The sequence below is a fragment of the Saccharothrix sp. HUAS TT1 genome (assembly GCF_040744945.1).
GTDB lineage: Bacteria > Actinomycetota > Actinomycetes > Mycobacteriales > Pseudonocardiaceae > Actinosynnema.
In genome coordinates this window covers 4,040,525-4,064,706 of sequence record NZ_CP160453.1, presented here as the reverse complement: position 1 = coordinate 4,064,706, position 24,182 = coordinate 4,040,525, and the positions used below count along the sequence as shown (strand labels likewise).

Below are 24,182 nucleotides of genomic sequence, written 5' to 3'. Positions count from 1 at the left end.
AGACATGGGGTGATTCCACGCCGCCGAAACGGCCGCTGACCTGCGCGGACGTCGGTCACCGCAAGATCGCCGGCGACCGGTGATCTTTATCACGAGCGTTCCTTCGGAGCCATTGCTCCGTTCGGGGGTTTCTCCGTGACTGCTCGTAACGGCGTCACCACAGAAGTGATGTGACCAGTAACGGAAGAGTGACTGCCATCACCCTCGCGAGGTACCTCATGCCCTTGAACGCGATCGCCGCCGAGAACCAGCAGCCGGGCAACCCGGCGACCGAGTGGGACCTGGGCGGAACGGCGTCGACGACGATCGAGGGCTTCGCCACCCGGATGAGCGTCAACCGCGGCGCGACCGTCGACTTCAAGATCAACACCGACTCCGCCGACTACCGGATCGACGTCTACCGGCTCGGGTACTACGGCGGCCTGGGCGCCCGGAAGGTCGCGACCATCCAGCGCGACGCGCCCTCGCCCCAGCCCGCGCCCGGCGGCGACCCGGCCATCGGCCTGCACGACGCGGGCAACTGGAGCGTCACCGCGTCGTGGGCGGTCCCGGCGGACGCGGTGTCCGGCGTCTACCTGGCCAAGCTGGTCCGCCAGGACGGCGTGGCCGGCGCGTCGCACATCCCGTTCGTCGTCCGCGACGACGGCAACCAGCACGACATCGCGTTCCAGACGTCCGACACCACGTGGCACGCCTACAACGGGTGGGGCGGGGCCAGCCTGTACGGGGGCGGCGCCACGGCGAGCCCCGACGGGCGCGCCTACAAGGTCAGCTACAACCGGCCCATCGGCACCCGCGACGCGATCGGCCTGTACGCCGGGCCGCAGGACTACGTGATGAGCGCCGAGTACGCGGCGATCCGCTGGCTGGAGCGCAACGGCTACGACGTCGCCTACCTCAGCGGCGTCGACACCGGGCCCGGCGACGTGCCGCTGACCCCGTTCAAGGTGTTCATGTCCACCGGGCACGACGAGTACTGGTCGGGCGAGCAGCGCGCGCACGTCGAAGCGGCCCGGGACGCGGGCGTGCACCTGGTCTTCATCAGCGGCAACGAGGTCTACTGGAAGACCCGCTGGGAGCCCGACCTCAACGGCGTCCCCAACCGCACCCTGGTGTGCTACAAGGAGACCAGGTCCAGCCGCAAGATCGACCCGAGCCCGCGGTGGACCGGCACCTGGCGCGACCCGCTCGCCTCGCCGCCGTCCGACGGCGGCCGGCCGGAGAACTCCCTGACCGGCACTGTCTTCCAGGTCGACTCGCACCGCGCCGACGTCATCGAGGTGCCGCACCGGATGGCCCGGCTGAGGTTCTGGCGCGACGCGCCGCTCGCGTCGACCCCGCCCGGTGGCACGGCGCGGCTCAGCGAGGGGTTGCTCGGCTACGAGTGGGACGAGTCGCCCGACAACCGGTTCCGCGCTCCCGGCTCGGTGCACCTGTCGTCCAGCGACGTCGTCGTGCACAAGTACCTGGTCGACTACGGCCTCACGGTCGGGGTCGCGCCCGCCACCCACCACCTGACGCTCCACCGGGCGCCGAGCGGCGCGATCGTGTTCGGCGCGGGCACCGTGTTCTGGTCGTTCGGCCTGGACCCCGAGCACGACTACACCAACAGCGGCGCCGTGCCGGAGATCGGGGAGGACCGCGACGTCCAGCAGCTGATGGTGAACGTCCTCGCCGACATGGCCGCGCAGCCGACCACGCTGCAGGGCGAGCTGACCGCCGCGATCGCCTCGACCGACACCACGCCGCCGACCGTCGTCGTCACCTCCCCCGCTCCGGGCGCCACCGCGGTGCAGCAGCGGCGCTTGGCGGTCACCGGCACGGCGGCCGACGTCGACGGGCTGGTGGCGGCCGTGGAGGTGTCCGTCGACGGCGGCACGACCTGGCGCGCGGCGAGCGGCACGACCGACTGGGCGTTCGACTGGTGGCCGCTCCTGCCCGGCGAGCACGTGGTCCGGGTCCGCGCGATCGACGACAGCCTCAACACCGGGCCGGCCGCGGAGGTGCCGGTGACCGTGACGCCGGCGGCCGAGGTGGCCCTGTTCACCCCCGACGACGTGCCGTTCACCCGGCGGTCCGGCGAGTTCGCCTCGCTGGAGCTGGGCGTGCGGTTCTCGGTCAGCACGCCCGGCACGGCGACCGGCGTCCGGTTCCACAAGAACCCCGACGACGCGAGCGGGCACGTGGCGCACCTGTGGAGCGGCAGCGGGATGCTGCTCGCCGAGGCGGAGTTCACCGACGAGACGGCGAGCGGCTGGCAGGAGGCGTCGTTCGAGACGCCCGTCGGGCTCAACCCCGGCTCGACCTACGTCGCGTCGTACCACACGGTGGGCTACTACTCCGCCGACACGAACTACTACCGCGTGCCGCGCTCCAGCGGCGCGATCACCGCGACCAGCGGCGTCTACGCCTACGGCGCGCCGGGCACGTTCCCGGCCGACTCGTTCAACAACGCCAACTACTGGGCCGACGTCGTGTTCGTCCGCGCGGGCGGCGACGGCGACCTGCCGCCGGTGGCGGGCAACGACGCCGGGTTCAGCACCAACCAGGGCGCCGCGATCGACGTCCCGGCCGCGGCGCTGCTGGCCAACGACAACGACCCCAACGGCTACCCGCTGTCGATCACCGGCGCGCACGACCCGGTCAACGGCGCGGTGACGTGGTCCGCGTCAGCCCGGACCGCCACCTTCACGCCGGACGCGGGCTTCTCCGGCCTCGCCACGTTCCGGTACTCGGTCACCAACGGCCACAACCCGCCGGTGTCCGCGACGGTGTCGGTGAACGTCCTGGCCGCCGCGGTCCGGCAGACGCTGTTCAAGCCGTCCGACGCGCCCGCGACCGCTCCCGCCGACGACGGGGAGGCGACCCAGCTCGGCGTGAAGTTCCGCTGCGGCACCCCCGGCGCCGAGGCCACCGGCATCCGGTTCTACAAGGACGTGCAGAACACCGGCACGCACGTCGGCAGCCTGTGGACGACCAGCGGCGCGCTGCTCGCCACCGCCACGTTCGGCGACGAGACCGCGAGCGGCTGGCAGGAGGTCGCCTTCGACACACCCGTGGCGCTGACCCCGGGCGACACCTACGTCGCGGCGTACCACACCGAGGTCGGGCGCTACTCGGCCACCGCGAACGCCTTCGCGGTGGCGCGGACCAGCAACGCGCTCGTCGCGCCCGCCGACGGCAGCTCCGGCGGCAACGGCGTGTTCGCCCACGGCCCGGCCACCGCGTTCCCGGACTCCTCGGCCGACGCCACCGACTACTGGGTGGACGTGGTGGTGCTGGCGCCCGCGCCGGCCCTCCGCAGCCTGTTCGACGTCGGCGACACCCCCGGGACGGTGACGGTGCACGACGGCAGCCCCGTGCAGCTGGGCACGAAGTTCCGCACCTCGGCGGCGGACGCCAGGGCCGTCGGCATCCGGTTCTACAAAGGACCGCGCAACACCGGCGAGCACGTGGCCCACCTGTGGACCGCCGGCGGGGTGCTGCTGGCGTCCGCGACGTTCACCGGCGAGACCGGGACCGGTTGGCAGGAGGTCGCCTTCGGCACGTCCGTGCCGCTGGACCCCGGCACCACCTACATCGCGTCGTACCACACGAACGGGTGGTACTCGGCCTCGGCGGGCTTCTTCGCCGCCGACCACGTGCGCGACACGCTGACCGCGCCGGCCGACGGCGGCAACGGGGTGTTCACCTACGGCCCGGCGGGCAGCTTCCCCGGCTCGTCGTTCAACGCCACCAACTACTGGGTGGACGTCGTGGTGCGGTCGAGCTGAGCGCGGCCGGCGCGGCGCAGCCACAGCAGCCCGAGCACGGGCAGCACCAGCGGGACGAACCCGTAGCCGCCGCCGAAGTCCGACCACACGGTGGCCTCCGGGAACGCGTCGGGGAACGCGAGACCGGCCAGGCCGACCAGGACCACGCCGGCCAGCTCGACACCGCACGCGAGGTAGGCGACCCGCCGGGACACCACCCCGGCCAGCGCCAACGTGGCCACGACGTACACGGCGGCCGCGAACGCCGACAGCGAGTACGCCAGCGGCGCCTCGCCGAACCGGGTGGCGACCTGCACGGCCGACCGGGCGGTGGCGGCGAGGGCGAAGACGCCGTACACGGCGATCAGCATCCGGCCGGGCCCGGACCGGGTGGTGCGCCGCAGCTCGTCGTGCCGGTCAGCCATGGGTCACCGCCCAGAGCTGGTTCAGGCGCAGGACCATCACCGGCACGCTCAGGCACGCCACGGCCAGCACCCCGGCGCCCCACCGCGACCGGTCGCCCAGCGCCCAGTACGCCCCGGCGGGCAGCACCGCGACCACCGCGATCAGGTAGCCGAAGAACGTCGGCGCGTCCAACCCGGCGCGGTCCGCGGCCAGCACGCTGACCAGGGCCGCGATCGCCTGGACGAGCAACCCGACCTCCAGCAGCACGACGGCGGCGGCCAGGCCCAGGGTCGGCTTGGTGGCGAGCGTGATGGGCCGGTCGGCGATGACGAGCACCAGCGACCACAGGGCCGCGACGAGCGCCAGGACCGTCAACGCGGTCGCGAGGACAGGGATCATCGGGTCTTCCCGGTGGGGCGGACGGGCACCGGAGCAACCTACCCGCAGCCGGGACGGCGCCGGCTCGAAGCCCTGGTTCGACCGGGCCGACGCCGAGCCGGAGGCGGACCGCGGGCAGGGGCACCCGGGTCGAACGGATCCGACCGCGCGCCGACCGGCGTGGTGTCGGCGGCGACCTCGGGGGCTGCTCCCGGCGGGTGGTCGGTGAAGCCGGGCGTCGCGGACCGAGCGGTCAGACCGGGGTCTGGGGTGCCCGGTCCGGGTCGCCGTGCCGGGCGCGGGCGGCGCGGCGGCGCAGCCGGTCCAGCAGCAGTATCGACGGGGTCGCGGTGACGCCGTGCAGGACGATCGAGCCGATCACGACCAGGCCGACCACCCGCCAGATGGCGTCCTGGTCGGCGAACTGCCCGGACTGCAGCGCGTAGGCGACGTAGAACAGCGACCCCACGCCCCGCACGCCGAAGAACGAGATGACCGCCCGCTCGCGCGGCCCGGTCTTGCCGCGCGCCAGGCCGATCAGCCCGGCCAGCGGCCGCACGGCCAGCAGGACGACCAGCGCCACCAGCACGTCCCGCCACCCGACGCCGGCCAGCAGGCCGGTCACGGCCGCGCCGCCCAGCAGGAAGATGACCAGCACCGTCAGCATCCGCTCGACCTGCTCGACGTACTGGTGCAGCACGCGGTGGTAGCCGTGGGAGCGCTCGGCCGCCCGGATCGTGCAGGCGCACACGAAGACGGCGACGAAGCCGTAGCCCTCGGCCAGCTCGGTGAGCCCGTACGCCAGGAACGTGGCGGCCAGCGCCACGAAGCCCTCCGCGTGCTCCGCCAGCCGCAGCTTCTTCGACGGCGCGGCGAAGAACAGCTTGCGCAGCCCCCACCCGGTGAGCAGCCCGACGAGCACGCCGCACGCCAACCGCCACAGCACGTCCACCGCGAGCCACTCCGGCAGCCAGGCGTCCGGCGCCGCGCCGACGAGGCTGATGGCCACGGCGGCGTAGGTGAACGGGAACGCCAGCCCGTCGTTCAGCCCGGCCTCGGACGTCAGCGCGAACCGCGCCTCGTCCTCGCCCTCGCCGGGGTCGTCCGGGTTCTCGGCGGGCTCGGCCACCTGCACCTCGCTGGCGAGCACCGGGTCGGTCGGCGCCAGCACCGCCGCCAGCAGCAGCGACGACGCCAGGCCCCAGCCCAGCACGCCCCACCCCAGCACCCCGACGGCCAGCATGGACAGCGGCATGGTGATGCCGAGCAGCCGCCAGGTCGTGGACCAGCGGCGCAGGCCGACCGGCCGGTTGAGCGCGAGGCCCGCGCCCATCAGCGAGACGATCACGCACAGCTCGGTCAGGTGCACGGTGACCGAGCCGTGCCGCGTCGGGTCCGGGTCGGGCAGCGGCTCGATGACCGCGAACGCGACCGCGCCTGCGGCCAGGAAGACCATCGGCATCGAGATCGGCGCGCGGCCGAGCACCCGCGGCAGCAGCGCGGCCAAGAGCGTCGCCGCACCCGCGCTGGCGTAGGCGACAGCAGCCGAACCCACCGGGCATCTCCTCTCGGTCGAGACCCGCCGTCGAACGGGTTCCGACCGCGCTCCCGCCAGATACCCCCGGTCCGGGGCCGCCAACCCCACCGGTCCCGGCGGCGGTCGAACCCCGGCGCCCGGATCGTCAGCAGCTCGTCAGGTGCAGCGCGCGTGTTCCGGCACAGGATGGGGCGGAGCCGACGAGAGGGATGCCCATGACCTACCGCGAGCACGCGCCCACCAGCACAGCGGACACCACGGCCGGCGCGGCGGCGCGCGCGGTCCGGACGAGGTCGATGCCCGCCGACGCGGAGGCCGTGTTCGACGTCGTCACCGACCTGGAGCACCTGGCCGCGTGGCTGCCGGCGGGCGTCGAGGTGGAGCTGTACGGGCCGGGCCTGCTGCGCCTGTGGCCCCGCGGCGGCGCGCGTGACGAGCCGCGCGAGCGGCAGGTGCGCATCGACTGGGAGGACCTGCGGGTGCAGTGGGGCGGTGACGCGGCGACCTACGCGGGGAGCCTGCGGGTGTTGCGGATGGCGCCGGGGCGCAGCGCCGTCGCGGTGGAGCTGACCGGACCGGCCGGGATGGCCGTGTCGTCGCTGGACGGCTGGCTGACCGAGGCGCTGGACGCGCTGGCCCTCGTCGTCGGCGCCGAACGACCGCACCTGCCGCTGGGCCTGGCGCTCGCGGCACCCTCACCCGTGTGACACCCGGTCGGGACGTCTGGCCATAACCGCTGGCCATAACGCCTGGTCAGACCGCCTGGTCAGACCGGGCAGAAGGCGCAGCGGTGGGGGCCGATCGCACGGTCCCGACCGCGCCACCCGACGGCTATCGCCTTCGCCCACAGGACGACCCACGGCAGGTGCTCGTCGCCCTCGAAGGCGCGGCCGCAGCTGTCGCAGATCAGGAGCAGCGTCAGGGGGTCCCGGCCGCTGGGGATGGCGGTCACGATCGCGGGACGTCGACTTCCGCGCCGCCACGCGCCCGACCGCCCGCGCGTCGCCGGACGGCCGCCCTGACCACCGCGCCCACCCCCGCGACCACCACGACGGCGCCGGTGACCAGGTCGTTGACCGCGGTGCCGCCCGGAGCCGACACCGCGAAGGACTTGACGACCAGCCACGCCCCGACCGCCAGCAGCACCGGGCCCAGCCACGGCGTCTCGCGCGGCGCCATCGCGTGCACCAGCGAGCACACCGCCACCGCGAACCCGACGAGCACGCTGTTCCAGCGGGGGTCGAAGTCGCCGACGGCCTGGTAGCCGAGCGCGAAGGGCGCCATCAGCAGCCAGAGGCCGGCCAGGAAGCTGACCGCGACCCCGAACGAGACCACCGCGTCCCATCGCGCCGCGGACAACGGCGTTCCCACGGACGCCACAGCACTCTCCTCCCCACGAGCGGATGACGGCCGCACGCCGTTGTGCGACCCGTCCAAATCGTGGCACCGCCGCGCGCGGGTGGACCTGACGCTTGCCTTGCGATCCACTCCCGCCGACCGGGCGCGACGGGTCGTCCACAGTAGACGGAGCCGGGCGCGTGCCGGCCGCTGCCGAGTCGCCGTCCCCGCCGACGTGCCCGCGGCCAGGGCCCTGAGCGCCGAGCCACCGGACAAACCGCCCACCGGGCAGCCCGGGGAGCCACCCGGCGGCTCCGGGTTCCCGCGTCGGCGTGATCACAGCGGCGGGCGGTGTCGCCGCGGGCTGGGTAGGGTCGAGGTGTTGCCCCCAGCCGGGCATGGTGTGCCGGGAAGCCTGGTCGGCGTCATGTCCGACCGACCCCTCGGGAGCCGTCCGTGCCGCGCGCCGCAGCCAAGTTGTTCGACCGGGGCACCTGGCCCGAGGCCAAGCGGATCGCCGACATCCTCCGGCTGGAGACCGTCGGCGGGGTGATCATGCTCGGCGCGGCCCTGCTCGGGCTGGTGTGGGCGAACTCGCCCTGGGCGCCCGCCTACGAGGCCCTGCGCGGCTTCGAGTTCGGCATCGCGCCGCTGCACCTGGAGCTGAGCGTCGGGCACTGGGCGTCCGACGGGCTGCTGGCGGTGTTCTTCTTCGTCGCGGGCCTGGAGCTCAAGCGCGAGTTCGTCGCGGGCGACCTGCGCGACCCCCGGCGGGCGGCGGTGCCGGTGGCCGCCGCGGTCGGCGGGGTGGCGGTGCCCGCCTTGCTGTACACGCTGGTCAACCTGGGCACGCCCGGCGCGGCTTCGGGCTGGGCCGTCCCGACGGCCACCGACATCGCGTTCGCCCTGGCGGTGCTGGCGGTGATCGGCCGGTACCTGCCGGGCGCGCTGCGGACGTTCCTGCTCACCCTCGCCGTGGTGGACGACCTGATCGCGATCGTGATCATCGCGATCTTCTACACCGACGACCTGGCGGTGGCGCCGCTGCTGCTGACCGCCGTGCCGCTGGCGCTGTTCACCGTGCTGGTGCAGCGCCGGGTGCGCTCCTGGTGGGTGCTGGTGCCGCTGGCCGTCGCGACCTGGGGTTTCATGCACGCCTCGGGCGTCCACGCGACGGTCGCGGGCGTGCTCCTGGGCTTCGCGGTGCCGGTGATCCGCCGCAGCGCGGGCGAGGGCCCCGGCCTGGCCGAGCACTTCGAGCACCGCTGGCGGCCCCTGTCGACCGGCGTGGCGGTGCCGGTGTTCGCGTTCTTCGCCTCCGGGGTGGCCCTCGGCGGGGTCGACGGGCTGGTGTCGTCGCTGACGGACACGGTCACCATCGGCGTCGTCACGGGACTGCTGCTGGGCAAGCTGGTGGGCATCACCGCCGCCACGTGGCTGGTGGCGCGGTTCACCAAGGCGCAGCTGGACGACGACCTGGCCTGGGTGGACGTGGTCGGCCTGGCGGTGCTGGGCGGCATCGGGTTCACGGTGTCGCTGCTGGTCGGCGAACTGGCGTTCGGCGAGGGCAGCAGGCCCTACGACGACGCCAAGGTCGGCATCCTGCTCGGGTCGCTGCTGTCCGCGCTGGTCGCGACGGTGATCCTGCGGCTGCGCAACCGCGTCTACAAGCGCATCCACGAGGAGGAGACGCGGGACGAGGACCAGGACGGCATCCCGGACGTCCACCAGCGACGCGTTATTGACTAACTTTTGTTAGCGAGTAACACTACGACCCATGGTCGTAGTGGTGGTGGGCGCCGGTCCGACGGGCCTGGCGACGGCGTGCGCGTTGCGCCTGCGCGGTGTGGGGGTGCGGGTGGTCGACGCGGCGCCGGGTCCGGCGACCACGTCCCGCGCGCTGGGGTTGCAGCCGCGCGGCAGCGAGGTGCTGGACCGGCTCGGCGCGCTGGGCGACCTGCCGGAGCGGTCGGTCGGCGTCTGCCGGGTGGTCGTGCACGTCGGCGGTCGCCGCGCGGGCGAGCTGCGGGTCGGACGGCCGACCGCGCTGGTGCGGCGCCCCGGCCTGCTGGTGTCGCAGGCCGAGGTCGAGGCCGGGCTGCGGGCGCGCCTGGCCGACCTCGGGGTCGAGGTGGAGTGGGGCGTCGCGGTCACCGGTCTCACCCAGGACGCGCGCGGGGTGGCGCCGACCACCGCGGCCGGGCCGGTGGCGGCCGACTGGGTGGTCGGCGCCGACGGCGCGCACAGCGCGGTCCGCAAGGCGGCGGGCATCGGCTTCCCCGGCGTGCCGCTCGTCGAGAACTTCGTGCTCGGCGACGTCCGGGCGGAGCTGCCGCTGCCGCCCGACGCGGTCGGGGTCTGGGCGCACGGCGGCGCGGTGTTCTCGGCGTTCCCGCTGCCCGGCGGGGTGTGGCGGTTCATGGCGCCCGCTCCCGGCGCCCCGGTCGAGGACGTGCCGGACTTCCTGGCCCGAGCCGCGCGGCAGCACGCCGGAGCGCGCGTCCGGGCGGCCGACGAGTGGCTGTGGACGTCGGTGTTCCGCATCCACCGCCGGCTGGCCGAGACCTACCGGCGCGGCCGGGTGCTGCTGGCGGGCGACGCCGCGCACATCCACAGCCCGTTCGGCGGGCAGGGCATGAACACCGGGCTGGGTGACGCCGAGAACGTCGCGTGGCGGCTGGCGCTGGTGGCCGAGGGCCGCGCGGGCGACCGGCTGCTGGACGGCTACCAGGCCGAGCGCCGCCCCGTCGCCGAGGACGTGCTCGGCGTCACCAGCGGGCTCACCGGCCTGGTGCTCGGCGAGTCGCGGGCGGTCCGGCTGGTCCGCGACCGCGTGCTGTTCCCGCTGCTGGGCCTGCGGCCGGTGGAGGAGCTGATCTGGGAGCGGGCGTCGCAGCTGCGGACCAGCTACGCCCGCCGGCGCCCCGGCCGACGGCCGCGGGTCGGCGACCGGGTGGCGGAGCACGCCACCGGCAACGGGTTCGGCTGGACGTTGGCCGGACCGGCGGGCGACGGCTGCGCGGCGGTGGTCCGCGACCTGCTCGGCGAGGTCCGGCGGGTCCACCGCGACGGCGACGCGCTGCTGGTGCGCCCGGACGGCCACCTGGCCTGGCGCGGCGAGCCGGAGCCGGCGGAGCTGCGCCGGGCATTGGCGGTCATGCTTGACCGGTGACCACCGGGCCGAACACACCCGCGGGCGGGCTGCGCGAGCAGCGCAAGGCGCGCACCCGCCGGGCCATCCAGGAGCACGCGCTGCGGCTGTTCCTCGACCAGGGCTACGACCGGACCACCGTCGAGCAGGTCGCCGCCGCCGCGGGCGTGTCGCACATGACGTTCTTCCGCTACTTCCCCACCAAGGAGGCCGTGGTCGAGGACGACGGCTACGACCCGCTCATCGCCGAGCTGGTCCGCGGCCGACCGGCGGACGAGCCCCCGCTGACGGCCCTGCGAGCCGCCCTGCGCACCGGCCTGGACGCGGTGCTCGGCGTTGACCGCGACGCCCTCTACACGCGCACCCGGCTGATCGTCACCACGCCCGCCCTGCAAGCCCGGCAGTGGCGCAACACCGCCGCGACCGCCGGCCTGCTGGCCGAGGCGCTGGCCGCCCGCGGGGGGCGGCCGGTCGACCTGCGGCTGCGGGTCGTGGCGGCGGCGGCCACCGCGGCGATCACCACCGCGCTGACCGCCTGGGTCGACGGCGACGGCGCGGACGACCTCCGCGCCCTGGTGGACGAGGCGTTCGCGGCCCTGGTCGACGGGTCCTGAAGCAAGAGCACCGGGACACGCCCTCGTCGGCAGTGCCCCGGTGCTGCGCCCGGCCCCCCTGGTCGGGGAACCGCCCTTCGGGATGGCTTCAGACGTGCGCGGCCCGCCGGTCCTCGACCAGGCCGCCGGTGTCGGCGCCGGCCGTCGCGGGGCGCTCGGCGGCCGGGACCTCCGGCAGCGCCTCGGTGAAGGCGTGGGAGACGCCGAGCGCGGTCGTGAGCGTGAAGACCTCTACCGCACCGAGCAACAAGGCGAGCAGCAACCACACCAGCCACGCGTCCACGGCGCACCGCCTCCCGGCCGGGTCACAGCAGACCGTCACGTCTCTGAGCTGCATCAATAGTCCCGTGACCACACTCAGGAGACAATGACCGAACCCGGCCGGATCACTCGATGCTTCCTTGCCTGTTCCCGGCAAGGAAGGGCTTTACGGCACCGGTGGCGGCGCGGCGCCCGGCCAGCCGAACAGCTTCGCGCCCAGCACCGCGACGTGCAGCGAGAGCGCCTGCGACGGGTCCTCCACCGAGTAGCCGGTCAGCTCCTTGACCCGCTGCAGGCGGTAGGTGACGGTCCGAACGCCCACCCGCAGCTCGCGGGCGCAGGCCGCGGCCACCTGCCCGGCGGCGAAGTAGGCCGACAGGGTGTCCAGCAGCGGCCCGGCCCCGCCCCGCGCGGCGGTCAACGGCTCCAGCACGACCGAGACCAGGTCGGCGAGCGCGGCGCTGTCGCGCAGCAGCACCTGGTACACCAGCAGCTCCTCGGCGCGGTGCACGCGTCCCGGCAGGCCCAAGCGCTCGGCGATGTCCAGCGCGTGCCTGGCCTGCTCGAAGGACCGCACGACGCCGCCCGGCCCCGACTGGGTCCGGCCGACGCCGACCAGCCAGGACGAGTCCGCGCCGAGGGCCGCCGCCACCTGGCGGGCGAACTCGTCGGGCACGCCGGGCAGCGCGTCGGGCGCCACGCAGACCAGCAGGCCGTTCTTGGTGGTGACCAGGACGTCGCGCGACTCCAGCCGCAGGTGCAGCGACGTGTCGACGGCCCTGGCCACGTCGCCGCCGTCCACCACCGGCTGCGGTGCGCGCACGGCCGCCACCACGTTGCTGCCGGCGAGCCGCACCCCGAACCGCTCCGCCCGTTCGGCCAGCTGACCGAGGTTGCGGCCGTCGAGCAGGTCGTCCACGAACTCGCGGCGGAACGACTCCTCCTGGCGCACCGACCAGCGCTGCGCCGTCTCGTACCCCTCGGCGACCGCCACGACCGCCGCGTCGACGGCCTTGAAGACCACCTCCCCCACCGCCCGGACGGCGTCCGCGTCGGCGGCCTCGCGGACACCGGTCAGCAGCGGCCAGGCCAGCCGGGTGGCGGTCAGGTGGAGGTCGATGAGGCTGCGCAGGGACACACCCCGGGCAGCGGCGCTCGCCCCGACGTCGTGCCGCAACCGCAGCCGGTCCGGCCCGAACGGCCGACCCGTCGCGCTGATCCCGTCCAGGTCGGCCAGGTACTCCCGCACGGCGTCCGCGGGCACGCCGTGCGCCTCCCGACCCGCCCGCTCGGCGGCCTCGGCCAACAGGTCGTCGCGCGCGGACGCCGTCCGCCTCATCCGTGCCACCCGCCCAGTCTGTCAGCGGACGGGCCCGGCACCCGGCAGAACTCGACCGCACGCGGAAGCGCGTGGTGGAACCGGTTCCCTCGGACGCAGCGGGAACACACCGTCGAACAGCAGCACGTGGTCATGTGCCGAGTCCCGGGCGCGGCCCGAGGAACCCGTCCACAGAGGACCGGACTGCCTCTCGACCGCAGCGCGCAGGACAGTGGCGGGCTAGTCGGCCGGGTTCGGCCCGCTCATGCCGAACCGCGTCCGCCGTGACCCGACCGGGCACGGCGGACGCGGGGTTGGCGTGAGCGGGTTCAGGCGTCGTCGGCCGCCTGGCCGCGCCGCTCTGCCTCGGAGTGGACCTCCACCTCGCCCTCGGACAGGGCGTCCAGGCTCACCACGCCCTCGTCCTGGCTGATCGACTCGCCTGCGGGCTCGTCCGCCGAGACGTCCGGCTGCTCCTCGTCGAGCCGGTCGGCCAGCGGCCGGGGGTGGGACTCCTCCCACGGCGTCATGCCGTACTTCGTCACGCCGGACCACTGCTCCGGCGGGTCCATCCCGGATTCGAGCGGGTCCTTCCTGATCCGGTCCTCGTCCAGGTCCTCGGCGCTGTTCAAGCCCGCCGGGTCGGTCTCGACGGCGTCCGGCAGCCCAGTCGCCTGCGGTTCGGCGTAAGCGTTCAGGTCATCCGTGCTCATGTCGAGCATGTACCCGCTCACCCCGAATCCAAGCGTCCGCCGCCACCCGGGCAGTCGTCACGAGCCGGCCGGACCCGCCCCGTCCACGTCTCCGGTTCGCTACCTTGGACCGCTCAAGAGCCGGTGCCCGCCGCCCACGTCCCGTAGACGACACCCCGCAGGAGGCTCCTTGTGGCCCGACCCGTGGTCGCCCGGCGCGAGGGGTTCATCGTGCGCATCCGGCGCCACGGCGGCGACGAGCCCGTCGGGGTCGGGTTCGTGGTCGGTGAACGGCACATCGTGACCTGCGCCCACGTCGTCAACGCCGCCCTGGGCCGGGACGAGGGCGAGCGGGGCGCGCCGGACTCGACGGCACGGGTGCAGGTGGACTTCCCGCTGCTGGGCGACGCCGAGGGCGCGCCGCTGCGCAACTGCCGGGTGGCCGCCTGGGAACCGCCGATCGAGGCCGGTCGGGCCGGGCGCGACGTGGCCGGGCTCGTGCTGGTCGGCGGGGACACCCTGCCCGAGGGCGCCGCGCCGGCGCGGCTGGTGGACGCGCGGAGCCCGCACGGCCTGGAAGTCGACTTCTTCGGCTACCCCGGCAGCCCGCCCCGGACCCTCAACGGCGGCTGGAGCGCGTGCCGGTTGCGCGGCGCCGTGGGCGGTGGCCTGGTCCAGCTCGACGTCCGCGGCGAGTCGGCGCTGCGCGCGCAGCCCGGCTACAGCGGCGCGCCGGCGGTCGTCCGGGACGAGTGGGGCGACGCCGTGGTCGGCTTGCTGATCACGGCGAGCCGCGCGGGCGGGGCCGGTGACGCGTACGCGGTGCCGATCGCCGAGGTCGCCGCCGCCTGGCCGGACGTGCTGGCCGGGCGGGCGGCGGCGCCCTGCCCGTACCGGGGGCTGCAGGCGTTCACGGCGGCGGACGCGGACGCCGGCCTGTTCGTCGGGCGGGAGGACGAGGTCGTCGAGCTGCGCGGGATGGTGCGCGACCAGCCGCTGACCGTCGTCGTCGGCCCGTCCGGCGTCGGGAAGTCGTCGCTGGTCGCGGCCGGGTTGCTGCCCGCCCTGCGGGCCGACGGCTGGTCGGTCGCGTCCTTCCGCCCCGGCTCGACGCCCTTCGACGCCCTGGCCCGGGCCCTGCTGGACGTCGAGCGGCCCGGTGGCGGCCACTCGCTCGAAGAGCTGGACGAGCGCGCCGCCAGGGTGCGCCGGGACGGCCTGTGGCAGACCGCGACCCGGCTGGCCGTGCTGACCGGCAGGCGGGTCGCGCTGGTCGCCGACCAGTTCGAGGAGGCGTTGGCCGCCGACCTCGCCGAGGACGGCCCGCTGTTCCTGGACCGGGTGCTGCCCGCCGCGGCCGCCTCCGGCGGGTCGTCGGACGTGCGGTTGGTGTGCGCGCTGCGGGCCGACTTCCTGCCCGCCCTGCTCGACCTGCCCGGCATCGGCCGGAAGCTGCGGGGCCGCCAGCTGAACCTCTCGCCGATGGACGTGCCCACGCTGACCCGGGTGATCACCGAGCCCGCGGCGGCGCGGGGCGTGGGGTACGCGCCGGACCTCGCCGGGACCATCGCCCGGGACGCGAGCCGGGGGCGAGGCGGGCTGCCGCTGCTGGAGTTCACGCTGACCGAGCTGTGGGCCGTGCAGCGGGACGGCAGGCTCGACTTCGACGGCTACCACGCGCTGGGCGGGGTGGCCGGCGCGCTGAACCGGCACGCCGAGCGGGTGTACGGCGCGCTGTCCGCCGAGGTGGACCCGGCGCGGATCCGCCGGGCGCTGCTGGCCATGGTGCGCAGCCGGGACGGCGCGGTGAGCGCGACCCGCGCGGTGGTGCGGCGGGCGCACCTCGGTGACGACTGGGCGGTGGCGGAGGCGCTGGCCCGGCCGGCGAACCGCCTCGTCGTGCTCGGTTCGGACGGTCCGGGCACGGCGGAGATCGCGCACGAGGCGCTGATCCGGGAGTGGACCCGGCTGGCGTCCTGGGTGGACGAGGACGCCCGGTTCCAGCGCTGGCTCACCGTCATGGAGGAGCGCGCCGAGGAGGGCGAGGTGCTGTCCGACGTGAAGGTCGAGGAAGCCCGGCAGTGGCTCGCCGAACGACCCGCCGACATCCCGAGCGCGGTCGTGCGGTTGATCTCCCGCAGCTGGACCGCCGTGCGGCGGCGCATCCGCGAGCTGGAGCGGGAGCGGCAGCGCACCGAGGACCTGCTGGCCGAGTCCCGGCGGCTCACCGCCGAGCTGCGCCGGACCAACGCGGAGCTGGAGGACAAGGCGCGCCAGATCGCCGAGGTCTCGGCGTACCGGTCGCAGTTCATCGCCAACCTCAGCCACGAGTTCCGCACGCCGCTCAACTCGCTCATCGTCCTGGCCGACCTGCTGGCGAGGAACCGGGACGGCACGTTCACCGGGAAGGAGGTCGAGTACGCCAGGACGATCCTCAGTTGCGGGCAGGACGTGCTCCAGCTGGTGGACGACCTCCTGGACATCGGGAGCATCGAGTCCGGCCACCGGCCGCCGCCGGCCGCGTCCGAGATCCCCCTCGCCGACGTGCTCTCCCGCGTGGAAGAGCTCATCGGGCCACTGGCGGCGGAGAAGGGCCTGGACTTCTCGCTGACGATCGACGACGGCGTTCCCGACGCGGTGGTCACGGACTCCTCCGCGCTCTGGCAGATCCTGCGAAACCTGCTGTCGAACGCGATCAAGTTCACCCACCGGGGTGGCGTCGCGGTCCGGTTCGGCGTGGCCGACGGCGACCTGCCGGACGTCGAGGCGCTGCGGAGCGCGGGCCGCGTTCTCGCGATCGCCGTGTCCGACACCGGCGTCGGGGTGCCCGCCGAGGAGGTCGACGCCATCTTCGCGGCGTTCCGGCAGGTCGAGGGGGCGGCGAACCGGCGCTACGGCGGCGCCGGGGTCGGCTTGGCGATCAGCCGGGAGCTGGCGGCGGCGATCGGCGGGGCCATCGCGGTCGAGTCCGCGCCGGGCGCCGGTTCGACGTTCACCCTCTACCTGCCCGACGTCATGCCCGATGTCGTGCCGTCCACCCTCCCCGACGCGGCCGCCGCCCGGACCGCGGAACGCCCGGCGCGGCCGTCCGCCCCACGCCGCGCGCGACGCCTGGACGGCGCCACGATCCTGGTGATCAACTCCGACCTGCGCAACGCCTTCGCCCTGGTCAGCGCGCTGGAGCTGCACGGCGCGCACGTGGTCTGCGCGGACAGCGGCGTGGCCGGCGTCGAGGCGCTGGCCGAGCACCCCGACACCGACCTCGTGCTCGTCAGCCGGGCGATGCCGGAGGTGGACGGCCTGACGACGACCTCGGCCATCCGCGCGGACCCCCGCTTCGCCCGCCTGCCGGTCGTGGTGCTGTCCGCCGTGGCGACACCGGCGGACCGGCAGCGCGCGATCGCCGCCGGCGCCGGTGACTACCTCCTCCAGCCCGTCGGGCTGGACGACCTGCTCGACGCGGTGGAGGCGCTGCTGGCCGACGCCTCGGGATGAGGCGCCGCCGGCCGGCGGTCACTTCCGCCACCGGGTCACTTCCGCCACTGGGTCGCGGGCGACATGCCCGGGAGCGGCCTGCCGATCAGGGCGAGCGGGATGAAGAAGTTCACCTGCCCGATCACCAGGGCGAGCGTGGTCAGCGCCTTGTCGTCGTAGTGCCGGGACGTCGAGGCGTACAGCTCGTCCGGGACGCGTTCGCCGTGCGCGTTCGGCGTGAGGACGGCTTCCACCAGTGCCAGCGCGACGCGTTCGGCCTCGGTGTAGCAGGGCGCGTCGCGCCACGAAGCCACGGCGGTGACGCGCTCCTCGGACTCCCCCGCCGCGCGCAGGTTGCCGGTGTGCAGGACGGTCAGGTAGGTGTTGCCGACGAGCTGCCCGGCGCGCAGCTGCACCAGGCCGATCGTGGTCCGCGGGACCGACCCGTTCCCGACCGCCTTGAACAGGGTCGCGCCGACCTCGGCCAGCTCGGGGACGAGGGCGGTCGGGTCGGGCAGCCGCGACCGGGTGGTGTCCCGCGCGGTCGTCGTGGTGGCGCTCATGGGTTCTCCTCCGGTGGTTGTCGTTCCGCCGCTCTGACGAACGGGCCGCGGCGGATGTGACCGCGGCCCGTGTGGTCACATCACGGGCGTCCCGCTCGTCAGACCCACGACCACCCACGCGAGAGGACGACCGACCATGGACGAGCACGACTTCCTGGCCCGGCGGTTCGAGGAGCACCGCACGCACCTCAGGGCGGTCGCCTACCGGGTGCTCGGCTCGCCGACCGAGGCCGACGACGCCGTCCAGGAGACCTGGCTGCGGCTCGCGCGGACCGGGGCCGCCGACATCGACAACCTCGGCGGCCGGCTGACCACGGTCGTCGGCCGGGTGTGCCTGGACGTGCTCCGCTCCCGGCGGCTGCGGCGCGAGGACCCGCTGGAGGACCGCCTGCCGGACCCGGTGGTCGGCCACGAGGACGACGCCGACCCGGAGGCGCGGGCGCTGCTCGCCGACTCCGTCGGCCTGGCGCTGCTGGTGGTGCTGGAGTCGCTGAACCCGGCCGAACGGCTCGCGTTCGTGCTGCACGACGTGTTCGGCCTGCCGTTCGAGGAGATCGCCCCCGATCGTGGACCGCACCCCGGCGGCGGCCAGGAAGCTCGCCAGCCGCGCCCGCGGGCAGGTGCGGGCCGCGACGCCCGGTCCCGCCCCGGACCTGGGCGCCCAGCGCCGGGTCGTGGACGCCTTCCTCGCCGCCGCCCGCGGTGGCGACTTCGAGGCGCTGCCGGCCGTCCTCGACCCCGACGTCACGCTCCGCGCCGACGCCGGGGCGCTGCTGCCCGGCGGCCCGCGGGTCCTGCGCGGCTCGGCGGCGGTGGCCGGCCGGCTCGCCGTGTTCCACCGGATGGCCACCACCGCGGCCACCTGGCCCGCGCTGGTCAACGGGGCCGCCGGGCTGGTCAACGCGGTGGACGGCGCGCTGTTCTCGATCATCGGCTTCACCGTCGCCGACGGGCGGATCACGGCCGTCGACATCCTGTCCGACCCGGAGCGGTTGGCCCGGCTCGCGCCGACCGCGCCCGGGGTGCGGGGCGACGGGCGGTGACCGGGACCTCTCGGTCCAAAGTGGACGACACTCGTCCGCGTATCCTGTGAGGCCGCTCGGCAGCCCAGGAGGGGATGCGTGGACACCACTCGAACGGATCAGCGGGAGCTGGCGAAGTTCTGCGGCCTGCTGCCGCACCTGGCCCGCTCGGAGCCGGTGGCGGGCTGGTCGGCGCTGCTGGACGACGTCACCGCGCGGCTGCGGGCCGGTGCGGACCCCGCCCGGACCGTGCTCGACTTCTGGCGGACCGTCAACGAGCTGCGGGACGTGCGCGGGCCGGCGGTGCTCGTCGGCCAGGACGCCACCCCGCCGCCCCGGGGCGGCTACCGGTGCCCGCGCGACCGGTGCGACCGGGTGGAGCGCCGGGCGCCCGGCGGGCCGCTGCCCGAGTGCGCCGTGTTCGACGAGCCGCTGCGCTTCGGTCGATGACCGCGTTCCTCGCCGAGCTGGGCAAGAAGCTCGCCGAGCGCTGGGTCGCGCTCCTGGCGCTGCCGGGGGTGCTGTTCCTGGCGACGGCGCTGACCGCGGCCACCCTCGGGCACGCCCGCGCGCTGGACTGGCGGCGGCTGGTCGCCGCCGTCCCGAGCGGTCTCGCCCCGGTCCGGCTGGTGCTCCTGGCGGTCGCGCTGCTGGTCGCCGCGTCGGCGGTGGGACTGGCCGCGCGGGGCCTGGGCGCCCTGGTCGAGGCGGTCCTGCTGGGCCGGGCGCGGGGTCCGCTGCGGTGGCTGGTCAAGCGCAGGCAGCGGCGTTGGGACCGGCGGGACGACGCCTACGAGCAGGCCCCGGTTGAAGAGCAAGCCGACCGCGCCGCCGACCGCAACCGGGTGGCCCTCACCCGGCCGGGCCGCCTCACGTGGGTCGGCGACCGGGTGCGGGCCGCGGGCGTGCGGGTGCACGGCCACTACGGCCTGGACGTCACGTTCACCTGGGCCTGCCTGTGGCTGGTGCTGTCCGACGCGGTCCGGGCCGACGTCACGGCGGCCCGCGCGGCGCTGCGCGACGCGGCGGTGCTGGGCGCGTGGGGCGTCGCGTACCTGGCGGTCGGCGCCTGGTGGTGGCCGGTGGCGCCGGTGGCGCTGGTCGTGCTCGTCACCGCCCGGCGCCGGGCTCGGGCGGCGGCGGACTCGTACGCGGCGCTGGTCGAGGCGGCCTACGACCTGCACGCCGCCGACGTGGCGGAGGCGTTGGGGCTGGCCGCGCCGGACCGCGTCGTCACGCCCGCGCTGGGCCGGGTGATCACCGAACGCCTGCGCAAGGGCGCCTGATCAGCTGGTCAGCACCTGGGGCGAGAGGGTCTTGAGCATGGCGTTGGCCCAGCGCACCTGGCGCAGCGTCTGCGGGTGGCAGCGCTCGGCCAGGTCGAGCAGGTCGGCCTCCCGGGCCGCCTGGGCGCCCTGGGCCAGCAGCTCCCAGTCCAGGGAGACGCCGGCGGCGGTGCGGTGCAGGTGGCGGAGGTCGGCCAGGAGCACGACGCCGGGCGCGGGGTGGCGGCCGGTCCACTCGCTGAGCTTGCTCCGCACGGCGGTCATCAACCCGGTGTCGTGCCGGTCGTCGTCCTCGGCGTCGTCCGCCAGGTCGAGGCCGTAGCGCGGGCCGATCCCGGCGAGGTCGTGCACGTGCTGCCGCGACCACCGGGCGAGGTCGAGGGCGACGTGGTGCACCTCGTGCTCCGCCTCGTGCCGGTCGGCGACCTTGGCCAAATCCGAGGCCAGCGACCGCTCCGAGCGGTGCAGTTCGCGCAGGGCGAGGTCGAGTTTCACCGCGGGCCTCCGGTGGTGTCCGGACGTCCCTCAGCCGAGGGTTCCTCTGCCGGGCGTTCTTGCGCCAGGCGTTCCTCCGCCACGGCGTCCGCGCCGCCGCGGGTGCCCGGGACGTCCGGTGAGACGGGGCGCGAGGCGGTGTTGGTGGGTGCGGGCGCGGGCGTCGGGGCGGGCCCCACCCTGGTCAGGCGGGCCGCGGAGGTCTTGAACAGCGGTTGCTTCGACGCGGGGTCCCAGTCGGTGACGGTGAGCTCGTTCGCGGCGCGGTCGCCCGCCTCGCCGGACCTCCCGCCGTCCTCGGCGAGGTCCCAGTAGCCGTAGTGGAACGGCACGAACAGGACCCGCTCGCGGAGGTGGCTGATCCGCGCCTGCGCCCGGATCGCGCCGCGCGGCGAGGTGACCTCCACGACGTCGCCCTCGGCGATGCCGTGCTCCCGCGCGTCGGCGGCCGACAGCTCCACCCACACCTGCGGCGCGGCGGCGTCGAGCTGCGGCGCCCGGGCGGTCTTGGTGCGGGTGTGGAAGTGGAACAGGGTGCGCCCGGTGATGAGCGCGAACGGGTGCTCCTCGTCCGGCGCCTCGTGGGGCGGCAGGTACTCGGCGGCCTTGATCACCGCCTTGCCCGAGGGGTTCATCGCCCGGTACTCGGTCGGCTCCACGGGCGCGCCGGTGACCAGGTCCTTGCCGTAGTCCTCGCAGTAGTCCGGCGCGCTGAAGAACGCGCCGTCGACGTACAGGCGCTCGGTGCCGTCGGGGTGCTCCTCGTCGCACGGCCACTGGATGCCGCTGCCGCCGCGCAGCTTGGCGTAGCTCAGGCCGGTGTAGTCGCACGGCCGGCCGGCGCTGCACCGCTGCCACGCCTCGAACGCCGACTCCGCGTCGTGCCACTGCGGCAGCGGCTGCCCGTCCCTGTCCCGGAAGTCCATCCGCCGGGCGTAGTCGAGGAAGATGTCCAGGTCGGGCCGCGCCTGCCCCGGCGGGTCGACGGCCTTGTCGGACAGGTGCACGGTGCGGTCGGCGTTGGTGAACGTGCCGGTCTTCTCACCCCAGGTCGCGGCGGGCAGCACCACGTCGGCCAGCTCGGCGGTCTCGGTCAGGAACAGGTCCTGCACCACGAGGAACAGCCGCTGCTGCGCCAGGACCGCCCGGATCCGGCTCAGCTCGGGCAGCGAGACCGCCGGGTTGGTGCCGCTGACCCACAGCATCCGGATCGTGCCCTGCTCGGCGTAGCGCACCATCTGCATCAGGTGCGTCGGCGGCGAGTAGTGCGGGATCTTCGACTGCTCGATGTTCCAGATCCGGGCCAGGTCGGCGACGTGCGAGTCGTTGGCCCAGTTGCGGAAACCGGCCAGGTCGCCGTCCGCGCCGCACTCCCGGGTGTTCTGCGCGGTGGGCTGGCCGTTCATCTGCAGGACGCCCGCGCCCGGCTTGCCCAGCATGCCGCGCAGCAGGTGCACGTTGTTGACCTGCACGGCCGCCGCGGTGGCCTGGTGGGACTGGTAGAAGCCCTGGAGGACGGTGGACAGCAGCCGCTCCGCGCCGCCGAGGACGCGCGCCGCTTCGCGGATGCTCTCGGCGGGGACGCCGCAGAGCTCGGCTGCCCGTTCGGGTGGGTAATCCTCCACCTGTCGGGCGAGTTCCCGGTAACCGACGGTGTGGGCTTCGACGTAGTCGTGGTCGACCCGGCCGGTGCGGATGATCTCGTGCAGCAGCGCGTTCATCAGGGGCACGTTCGTGCCCGGCCGGGGCGCCAGGTGCACGGTCGCCAGCCGGGCGACCTCGGTCCGGCGCGGGTCGACGCAGATCAGCTCCGGCGGCTCCGGTCCGGCCAGCCGGTCCAGCACGCGGGCCCACAGCACGGTCTGCGTCTCGGCCATGTTGTGCCCGTACAGGGCGATGACGTCGGCGTGGTCGATGTCGCTGTAGGAGCCGGGCTGGCCGTCGCAGCCGAAGGACTCCTTGAGCGCCTGCGCGGCGGTCGCCGTGCAGAGCCGGGTGTTGCCGTCGACGTGGCTGGTCCCGATCGCCCCGTGCGCGATCACGCCCAGCGTGTAGTACTCCTCCAGGAACAGCTGCCCGGTGGTGTAGAAGCCCAGGGCGCTCGGCCCCTGCTCGTCCAGCAGCTCGCGGGAGCGCCGCACGACCCGGTCCATCGCGGTGTCCCAGTCGGTCGGCACCAGCGCGCCGCCCTCCCGGACCAACGGCGTCGTCAGCCGATCGGGCGATGCGTTCGCCTGCCAGCCGAACAGGTCCTTCGGCCCGAGCCGCCCCCGGTTGACCCGGTCCACCGCCCGCCCGCGAACCCCGACGACCTCCCCGCCGCGCACCGCGATGTCCATCGCGTCACCGTTGGAGTGCAGCAGCGACGCCGACTGCACCCACCGCTCCACCTGCTCCTCCCCGACCCCGGCGGCGAGGTGGGTGTCGACCCGCACCGGCCACTCCGCCCCGCGCCCGTACGGCGTGCGCCCACCCCAGGGCTCCCCGATCCGATCCCGCTTGGTCACCGGCGTCTCCACGGGCGCACGGGTACCCGCGGGGTAGTGCTCCAATCAGCCGATCGGCGAGGCGTCCGGACTCCGGTCGGCCGCCCGGCGGCGGGCGCGGACCAGGTTGACGGCGGCGAGCAGGACGCCCAGGCCGATCAGGACCAGGCCGCGCAGCCAGACCGAGCCGTCGATCCGGGTGAACAGCAGCGCGCACGAGGCGAGCCCCAGCCACGGGATCACGGCGGGCACCCGGAAGTGGTCGGGTTCGCCCTCGTCGCGGCGCAGGACGAGGACGGCGGCGTTGACGGCCACGAAGACCACCAGCAGCAGGAGGACCAGGGTTTCGGCCAGGGCCGCGACCTCGCCGGTCAGCGCCAGCGCCAGCGACACCGCCGAGGTGGCCAGGACCGCCACCCACGGGGTCCGCCTGCCCGGCAGCACGCGGGCCAGGGGTGACGGCAGCAGGCCGTCGCGGGCCATGCCGTAGGCCAGGCGGGACGACATGATCCCGGTCAGCAGCGCGCCGTTGGCCACGGCGACCAGCGCGATCAGGCCGAACAGCCAGTCCGGCACGCTGCCCGCCAGCCGCACGACCTCCAGCAGCGGCCCGCTGGACGCGGCCAGCCGGTCGGTCGGCACGGTGGCGCCGGCGACGACGCCGATCAGCAGGTACACGACACCGGCCGTGGCGAGGGCGCCGAACAGCGCGCGCGGGTAGGACCGGCGCGGTTCCTCGACCTCCTCGGCGAGGTTCACCGACGTCTCGAACCCGACGAACGAGTAGTACGCCAGCACCGTGCCGGCCAGCGTCGCCCCGATGACGCCGTGCCCGCCGGCGCCGATCTCGCCCAGCCGGGACAGGTCGGCGTCACCGCGCAGGATCACCCACGCGCCCAGGCCGATGATCAGCACCAGCCCGCCGACCTCGACGAGCGTCGCCACGACGTTCGCGCCCAGCGACTCCTTGATCCCGCGGATGTTGAGCACCGCCAGCGCGGCCAGGAACACCACCACGACGGCCACCGTCGGCAGCGACACCAGCGCCCGCAGGTAGTCCCCGGCGAACGCCCTGGCCAGCGCGCCCACCGACACCACGCCGGCGGCGAGCATGCAGAACCCGACCAGCGAGCCGGCCGCCGGGCCGAACGCCTTGGTGGCGTAGTGCGCCGAACCGCCCGCCCGGGGGTACTTGGTGGCCAGCTCGGCGTACGAGCCGGCGGTCAGCGCGGCCAGGCCCAGCGCGGTCAGCAGCGGCAGCCACACCGCGCCGCCGGACTCCCCCGCGACCGAGCCGACCAGCACGTACACGCCCGCGCCGAGGATGTCACCCAGGATGAAGAAGTAGAGCAGGGGCGTGCTGACAGCCCGGTTCAGCGAGGTGGCCATGCCGTCCAGTACCCCGCCGAC

General features: G+C 74.8%; 19 protein-coding genes and 2 pseudogenes. 9 read left to right on the top strand and 12 right to left on the bottom strand.

The window, feature by feature from the left end; genetic code table 11:
- Nucleotides 1–218 precede the first annotated feature (218 nt).
- Nucleotides 219–3,773 (top strand): DUF4082 domain-containing protein, encoded by a 3,555-nt coding sequence (locus tag AB0F89_RS19915; RefSeq protein WP_367138314.1) that lies wholly within the window; start codon nt 219–221, stop codon nt 3,771–3,773.
- Here AB0F89_RS19915 and AB0F89_RS19910 read toward each other — a convergent pair.
- The 3 genes and pseudogenes from AB0F89_RS19910 to AB0F89_RS19900 all read right to left on the bottom strand — a co-directional run.
- Nucleotides 3,740–4,153, bottom strand: a pseudogene (locus tag AB0F89_RS19910) (hypothetical protein); the annotation flags it as partial. The gene AB0F89_RS19915 and the pseudogene AB0F89_RS19910 sit on opposite strands and share 34 nt — an antisense overlap.
- Before the next feature lie 16 nt (nt 4,154–4,169).
- Nucleotides 4,170–4,556, bottom strand: coding sequence for a hypothetical protein (locus AB0F89_RS19905; RefSeq protein ID WP_367138312.1), 387 nt, complete (start codon nt 4,554–4,556; stop codon nt 4,170–4,172).
- A gap of 232 nt (nt 4,557–4,788) precedes the next feature.
- Complete coding sequence (locus AB0F89_RS19900) at nt 4,789–6,090, bottom strand: cation:proton antiporter (RefSeq protein ID WP_367138310.1); 1,302 nt, start codon at nt 6,088–6,090, stop codon at nt 4,789–4,791.
- 197 nt (nt 6,091–6,287) lie between these two features.
- Between AB0F89_RS19900 and AB0F89_RS19895 the strand changes: the two genes are divergently transcribed.
- Nucleotides 6,288–6,779, top strand: coding sequence for an SRPBCC family protein (locus AB0F89_RS19895; protein WP_367138308.1), 492 nt, complete (start codon nt 6,288–6,290; stop codon nt 6,777–6,779).
- A 59-nt stretch (nt 6,780–6,838) separates the two neighbouring features.
- Here the strand turns inward: AB0F89_RS19895 and AB0F89_RS19890 are convergent, their stop codons facing one another.
- Together AB0F89_RS19890 and AB0F89_RS19885 are read right to left on the bottom strand one after the other, a co-directional pair.
- Nucleotides 6,839–7,024, bottom strand: coding sequence for a hypothetical protein (locus AB0F89_RS19890; protein WP_367138306.1), 186 nt, complete (start codon nt 7,022–7,024; stop codon nt 6,839–6,841).
- Nucleotides 7,021–7,452, bottom strand: a complete 432-nt coding sequence (locus tag AB0F89_RS19885; protein WP_367138304.1) for an SPW repeat protein — start codon at nt 7,450–7,452, stop codon at nt 7,021–7,023. The genes AB0F89_RS19890 and AB0F89_RS19885 overlap by 4 nt, the downstream gene beginning before the upstream one ends.
- A 414-nt stretch (nt 7,453–7,866) precedes the next feature.
- Between AB0F89_RS19885 and nhaA the strand changes: the two genes are divergently transcribed.
- Genes nhaA through AB0F89_RS19870 form a run of 3 tightly spaced genes read left to right on the top strand, consistent with a single transcriptional unit; the run spans nt 7,867 to nt 11,175 of the window.
- Nucleotides 7,867–9,159, top strand: coding sequence for a Na+/H+ antiporter NhaA (gene nhaA, locus AB0F89_RS19880; RefSeq protein ID WP_367138302.1), 1,293 nt, complete (start codon nt 7,867–7,869; stop codon nt 9,157–9,159).
- 28 nt (nt 9,160–9,187) lie between these two features.
- On the top strand, nt 9,188–10,582 hold the full coding sequence (locus AB0F89_RS19875; RefSeq protein WP_367138300.1) for an FAD-dependent monooxygenase: 1,395 nt from the start codon (nt 9,188–9,190) through the stop codon (nt 10,580–10,582).
- A complete protein-coding gene (locus AB0F89_RS19870) occupies nt 10,579–11,175 on the top strand; it encodes a TetR family transcriptional regulator (protein WP_367138298.1) in 597 nt (198 codons plus the stop codon). Before AB0F89_RS19875 ends, AB0F89_RS19870 begins: the two co-directional genes overlap by 4 nt.
- 88 nt (nt 11,176–11,263) lie before the next feature.
- On the opposite strand, the gene AB0F89_RS19865 is transcribed toward AB0F89_RS19870, so the two are convergent.
- The 3 genes from AB0F89_RS19865 to AB0F89_RS19855 all read right to left on the bottom strand — a co-directional run bounded on the left by AB0F89_RS19865 (nt 11,264) and on the right by AB0F89_RS19855 (nt 13,467).
- The gene (locus AB0F89_RS19865) at nt 11,264–11,458 is read right to left on the bottom strand and encodes a hypothetical protein (RefSeq protein WP_367138296.1); all 195 of its coding nucleotides are present in this window, start codon (nt 11,456–11,458) and stop codon (nt 11,264–11,266) included.
- A 144-nt stretch (nt 11,459–11,602) separates the two neighbouring features.
- On the bottom strand, nt 11,603–12,775 hold the full coding sequence (locus tag AB0F89_RS19860) for a PucR family transcriptional regulator (protein WP_367138295.1): 1,173 nt from the start codon (nt 12,773–12,775) through the stop codon (nt 11,603–11,605).
- A gap of 308 nt (nt 12,776–13,083) precedes the next feature.
- Nucleotides 13,084–13,467 (bottom strand): hypothetical protein, encoded by a 384-nt coding sequence (locus AB0F89_RS19855; protein WP_367138293.1) that lies wholly within the window; start codon nt 13,465–13,467, stop codon nt 13,084–13,086.
- A 171-nt stretch (nt 13,468–13,638) separates the two neighbouring features.
- On the opposite strand from AB0F89_RS19855, the gene AB0F89_RS19850 reads away from it, so the two are divergent.
- Entirely contained in the window at nt 13,639–16,941 is a 3,303-nt protein-coding gene (locus AB0F89_RS19850) for an ATP-binding protein (protein ID WP_367138291.1), read from the top strand.
- Between the two features lie 35 nt (nt 16,942–16,976).
- On the opposite strand, the gene AB0F89_RS19845 is transcribed toward AB0F89_RS19850, so the two are convergent.
- Nucleotides 16,977–17,483 (bottom strand): carboxymuconolactone decarboxylase family protein, encoded by a 507-nt coding sequence (locus AB0F89_RS19845; RefSeq protein ID WP_367138289.1) that lies wholly within the window; start codon nt 17,481–17,483, stop codon nt 16,977–16,979.
- A gap of 136 nt (nt 17,484–17,619) precedes the next feature.
- Here AB0F89_RS19845 and AB0F89_RS19840 point away from each other — a divergent pair.
- The 3 genes and pseudogenes from AB0F89_RS19840 to AB0F89_RS19830 all read left to right on the top strand — a co-directional run bounded on the left by AB0F89_RS19840 (nt 17,620) and on the right by AB0F89_RS19830 (nt 19,791).
- A pseudogene (locus tag AB0F89_RS19840) lies at nt 17,620–18,526 on the top strand (sigma-70 family RNA polymerase sigma factor).
- A 78-nt stretch (nt 18,527–18,604) separates the two neighbouring features.
- Nucleotides 18,605–18,955 carry a hypothetical protein gene (locus tag AB0F89_RS19835; protein ID WP_367138287.1) on the top strand — a complete coding sequence of 117 codons (351 nt, stop codon included), beginning with the start codon at nt 18,605–18,607 and terminating at the stop codon, nt 18,953–18,955.
- A complete protein-coding gene (locus AB0F89_RS19830; protein ID WP_367138285.1) occupies nt 18,952–19,791 on the top strand; it encodes a hypothetical protein in 840 nt (279 codons plus the stop codon). The genes AB0F89_RS19835 and AB0F89_RS19830 overlap by 4 nt, the downstream gene beginning before the upstream one ends.
- Here the strand turns inward: AB0F89_RS19830 and AB0F89_RS19825 are convergent, their stop codons facing one another.
- From AB0F89_RS19825 to AB0F89_RS19815, 3 genes are read right to left on the bottom strand one after another with little or no spacing between them, the layout of a single operon-like run.
- Nucleotides 19,792–20,286, bottom strand: a complete 495-nt coding sequence (locus tag AB0F89_RS19825; RefSeq protein WP_367138283.1) for a hypothetical protein — start codon at nt 20,284–20,286, stop codon at nt 19,792–19,794.
- A complete protein-coding gene (locus tag AB0F89_RS19820) occupies nt 20,283–22,793 on the bottom strand; it encodes a molybdopterin oxidoreductase family protein (protein ID WP_367138281.1) in 2,511 nt (836 codons plus the stop codon). The genes AB0F89_RS19825 and AB0F89_RS19820 overlap by 4 nt, the downstream gene beginning before the upstream one ends.
- 45 nt (nt 22,794–22,838) lie before the next feature.
- Entirely contained in the window at nt 22,839–24,161 is a 1,323-nt protein-coding gene (locus tag AB0F89_RS19815) for an APC family permease (protein ID WP_367138279.1), read from the bottom strand.
- Between the last annotated feature and the right edge of the window lie 21 nt (nt 24,162–24,182).

Bases quoted from the DNA above. Each gene is read 5' to 3' on its own strand.
- AB0F89_RS19905 (WP_367138312.1), bottom strand. From the start codon at position 4,556: ATGATCCCTGTCCTCGCGACCGCGTTGACGGTCCTGGCGCTCGTCGCG.
- AB0F89_RS19875 (WP_367138300.1), top strand. From the start codon at position 9,188: ATGGTCGTAGTGGTGGTGGGCGCCGGTCCGACGGGCCTGGCGACGGCG.
- AB0F89_RS19830 (WP_367138285.1), top strand. From the start codon at position 18,952: ATGACCGCGTTCCTCGCCGAGCTGGGCAAGAAGCTCGCCGAGCGCTGG.
- AB0F89_RS19895 (WP_367138308.1), top strand. From the start codon at position 6,288: ATGACCTACCGCGAGCACGCGCCCACCAGCACAGCGGACACCACGGCC.
- AB0F89_RS19855 (WP_367138293.1), bottom strand. From the start codon at position 13,467: ATGAGCACGGATGACCTGAACGCTTACGCCGAACCGCAGGCGACTGGG.
- AB0F89_RS19815 (WP_367138279.1), bottom strand. From the start codon at position 24,161: ATGGCCACCTCGCTGAACCGGGCTGTCAGCACGCCCCTGCTCTACTTC.
- AB0F89_RS19860 (WP_367138295.1), bottom strand. From the start codon at position 12,775: ATGAGGCGGACGGCGTCCGCGCGCGACGACCTGTTGGCCGAGGCCGCC.
- AB0F89_RS19915 (WP_367138314.1), top strand. From the start codon at position 219: ATGCCCTTGAACGCGATCGCCGCCGAGAACCAGCAGCCGGGCAACCCG.
- AB0F89_RS19845 (WP_367138289.1), bottom strand. From the start codon at position 17,483: ATGAGCGCCACCACGACGACCGCGCGGGACACCACCCGGTCGCGGCTG.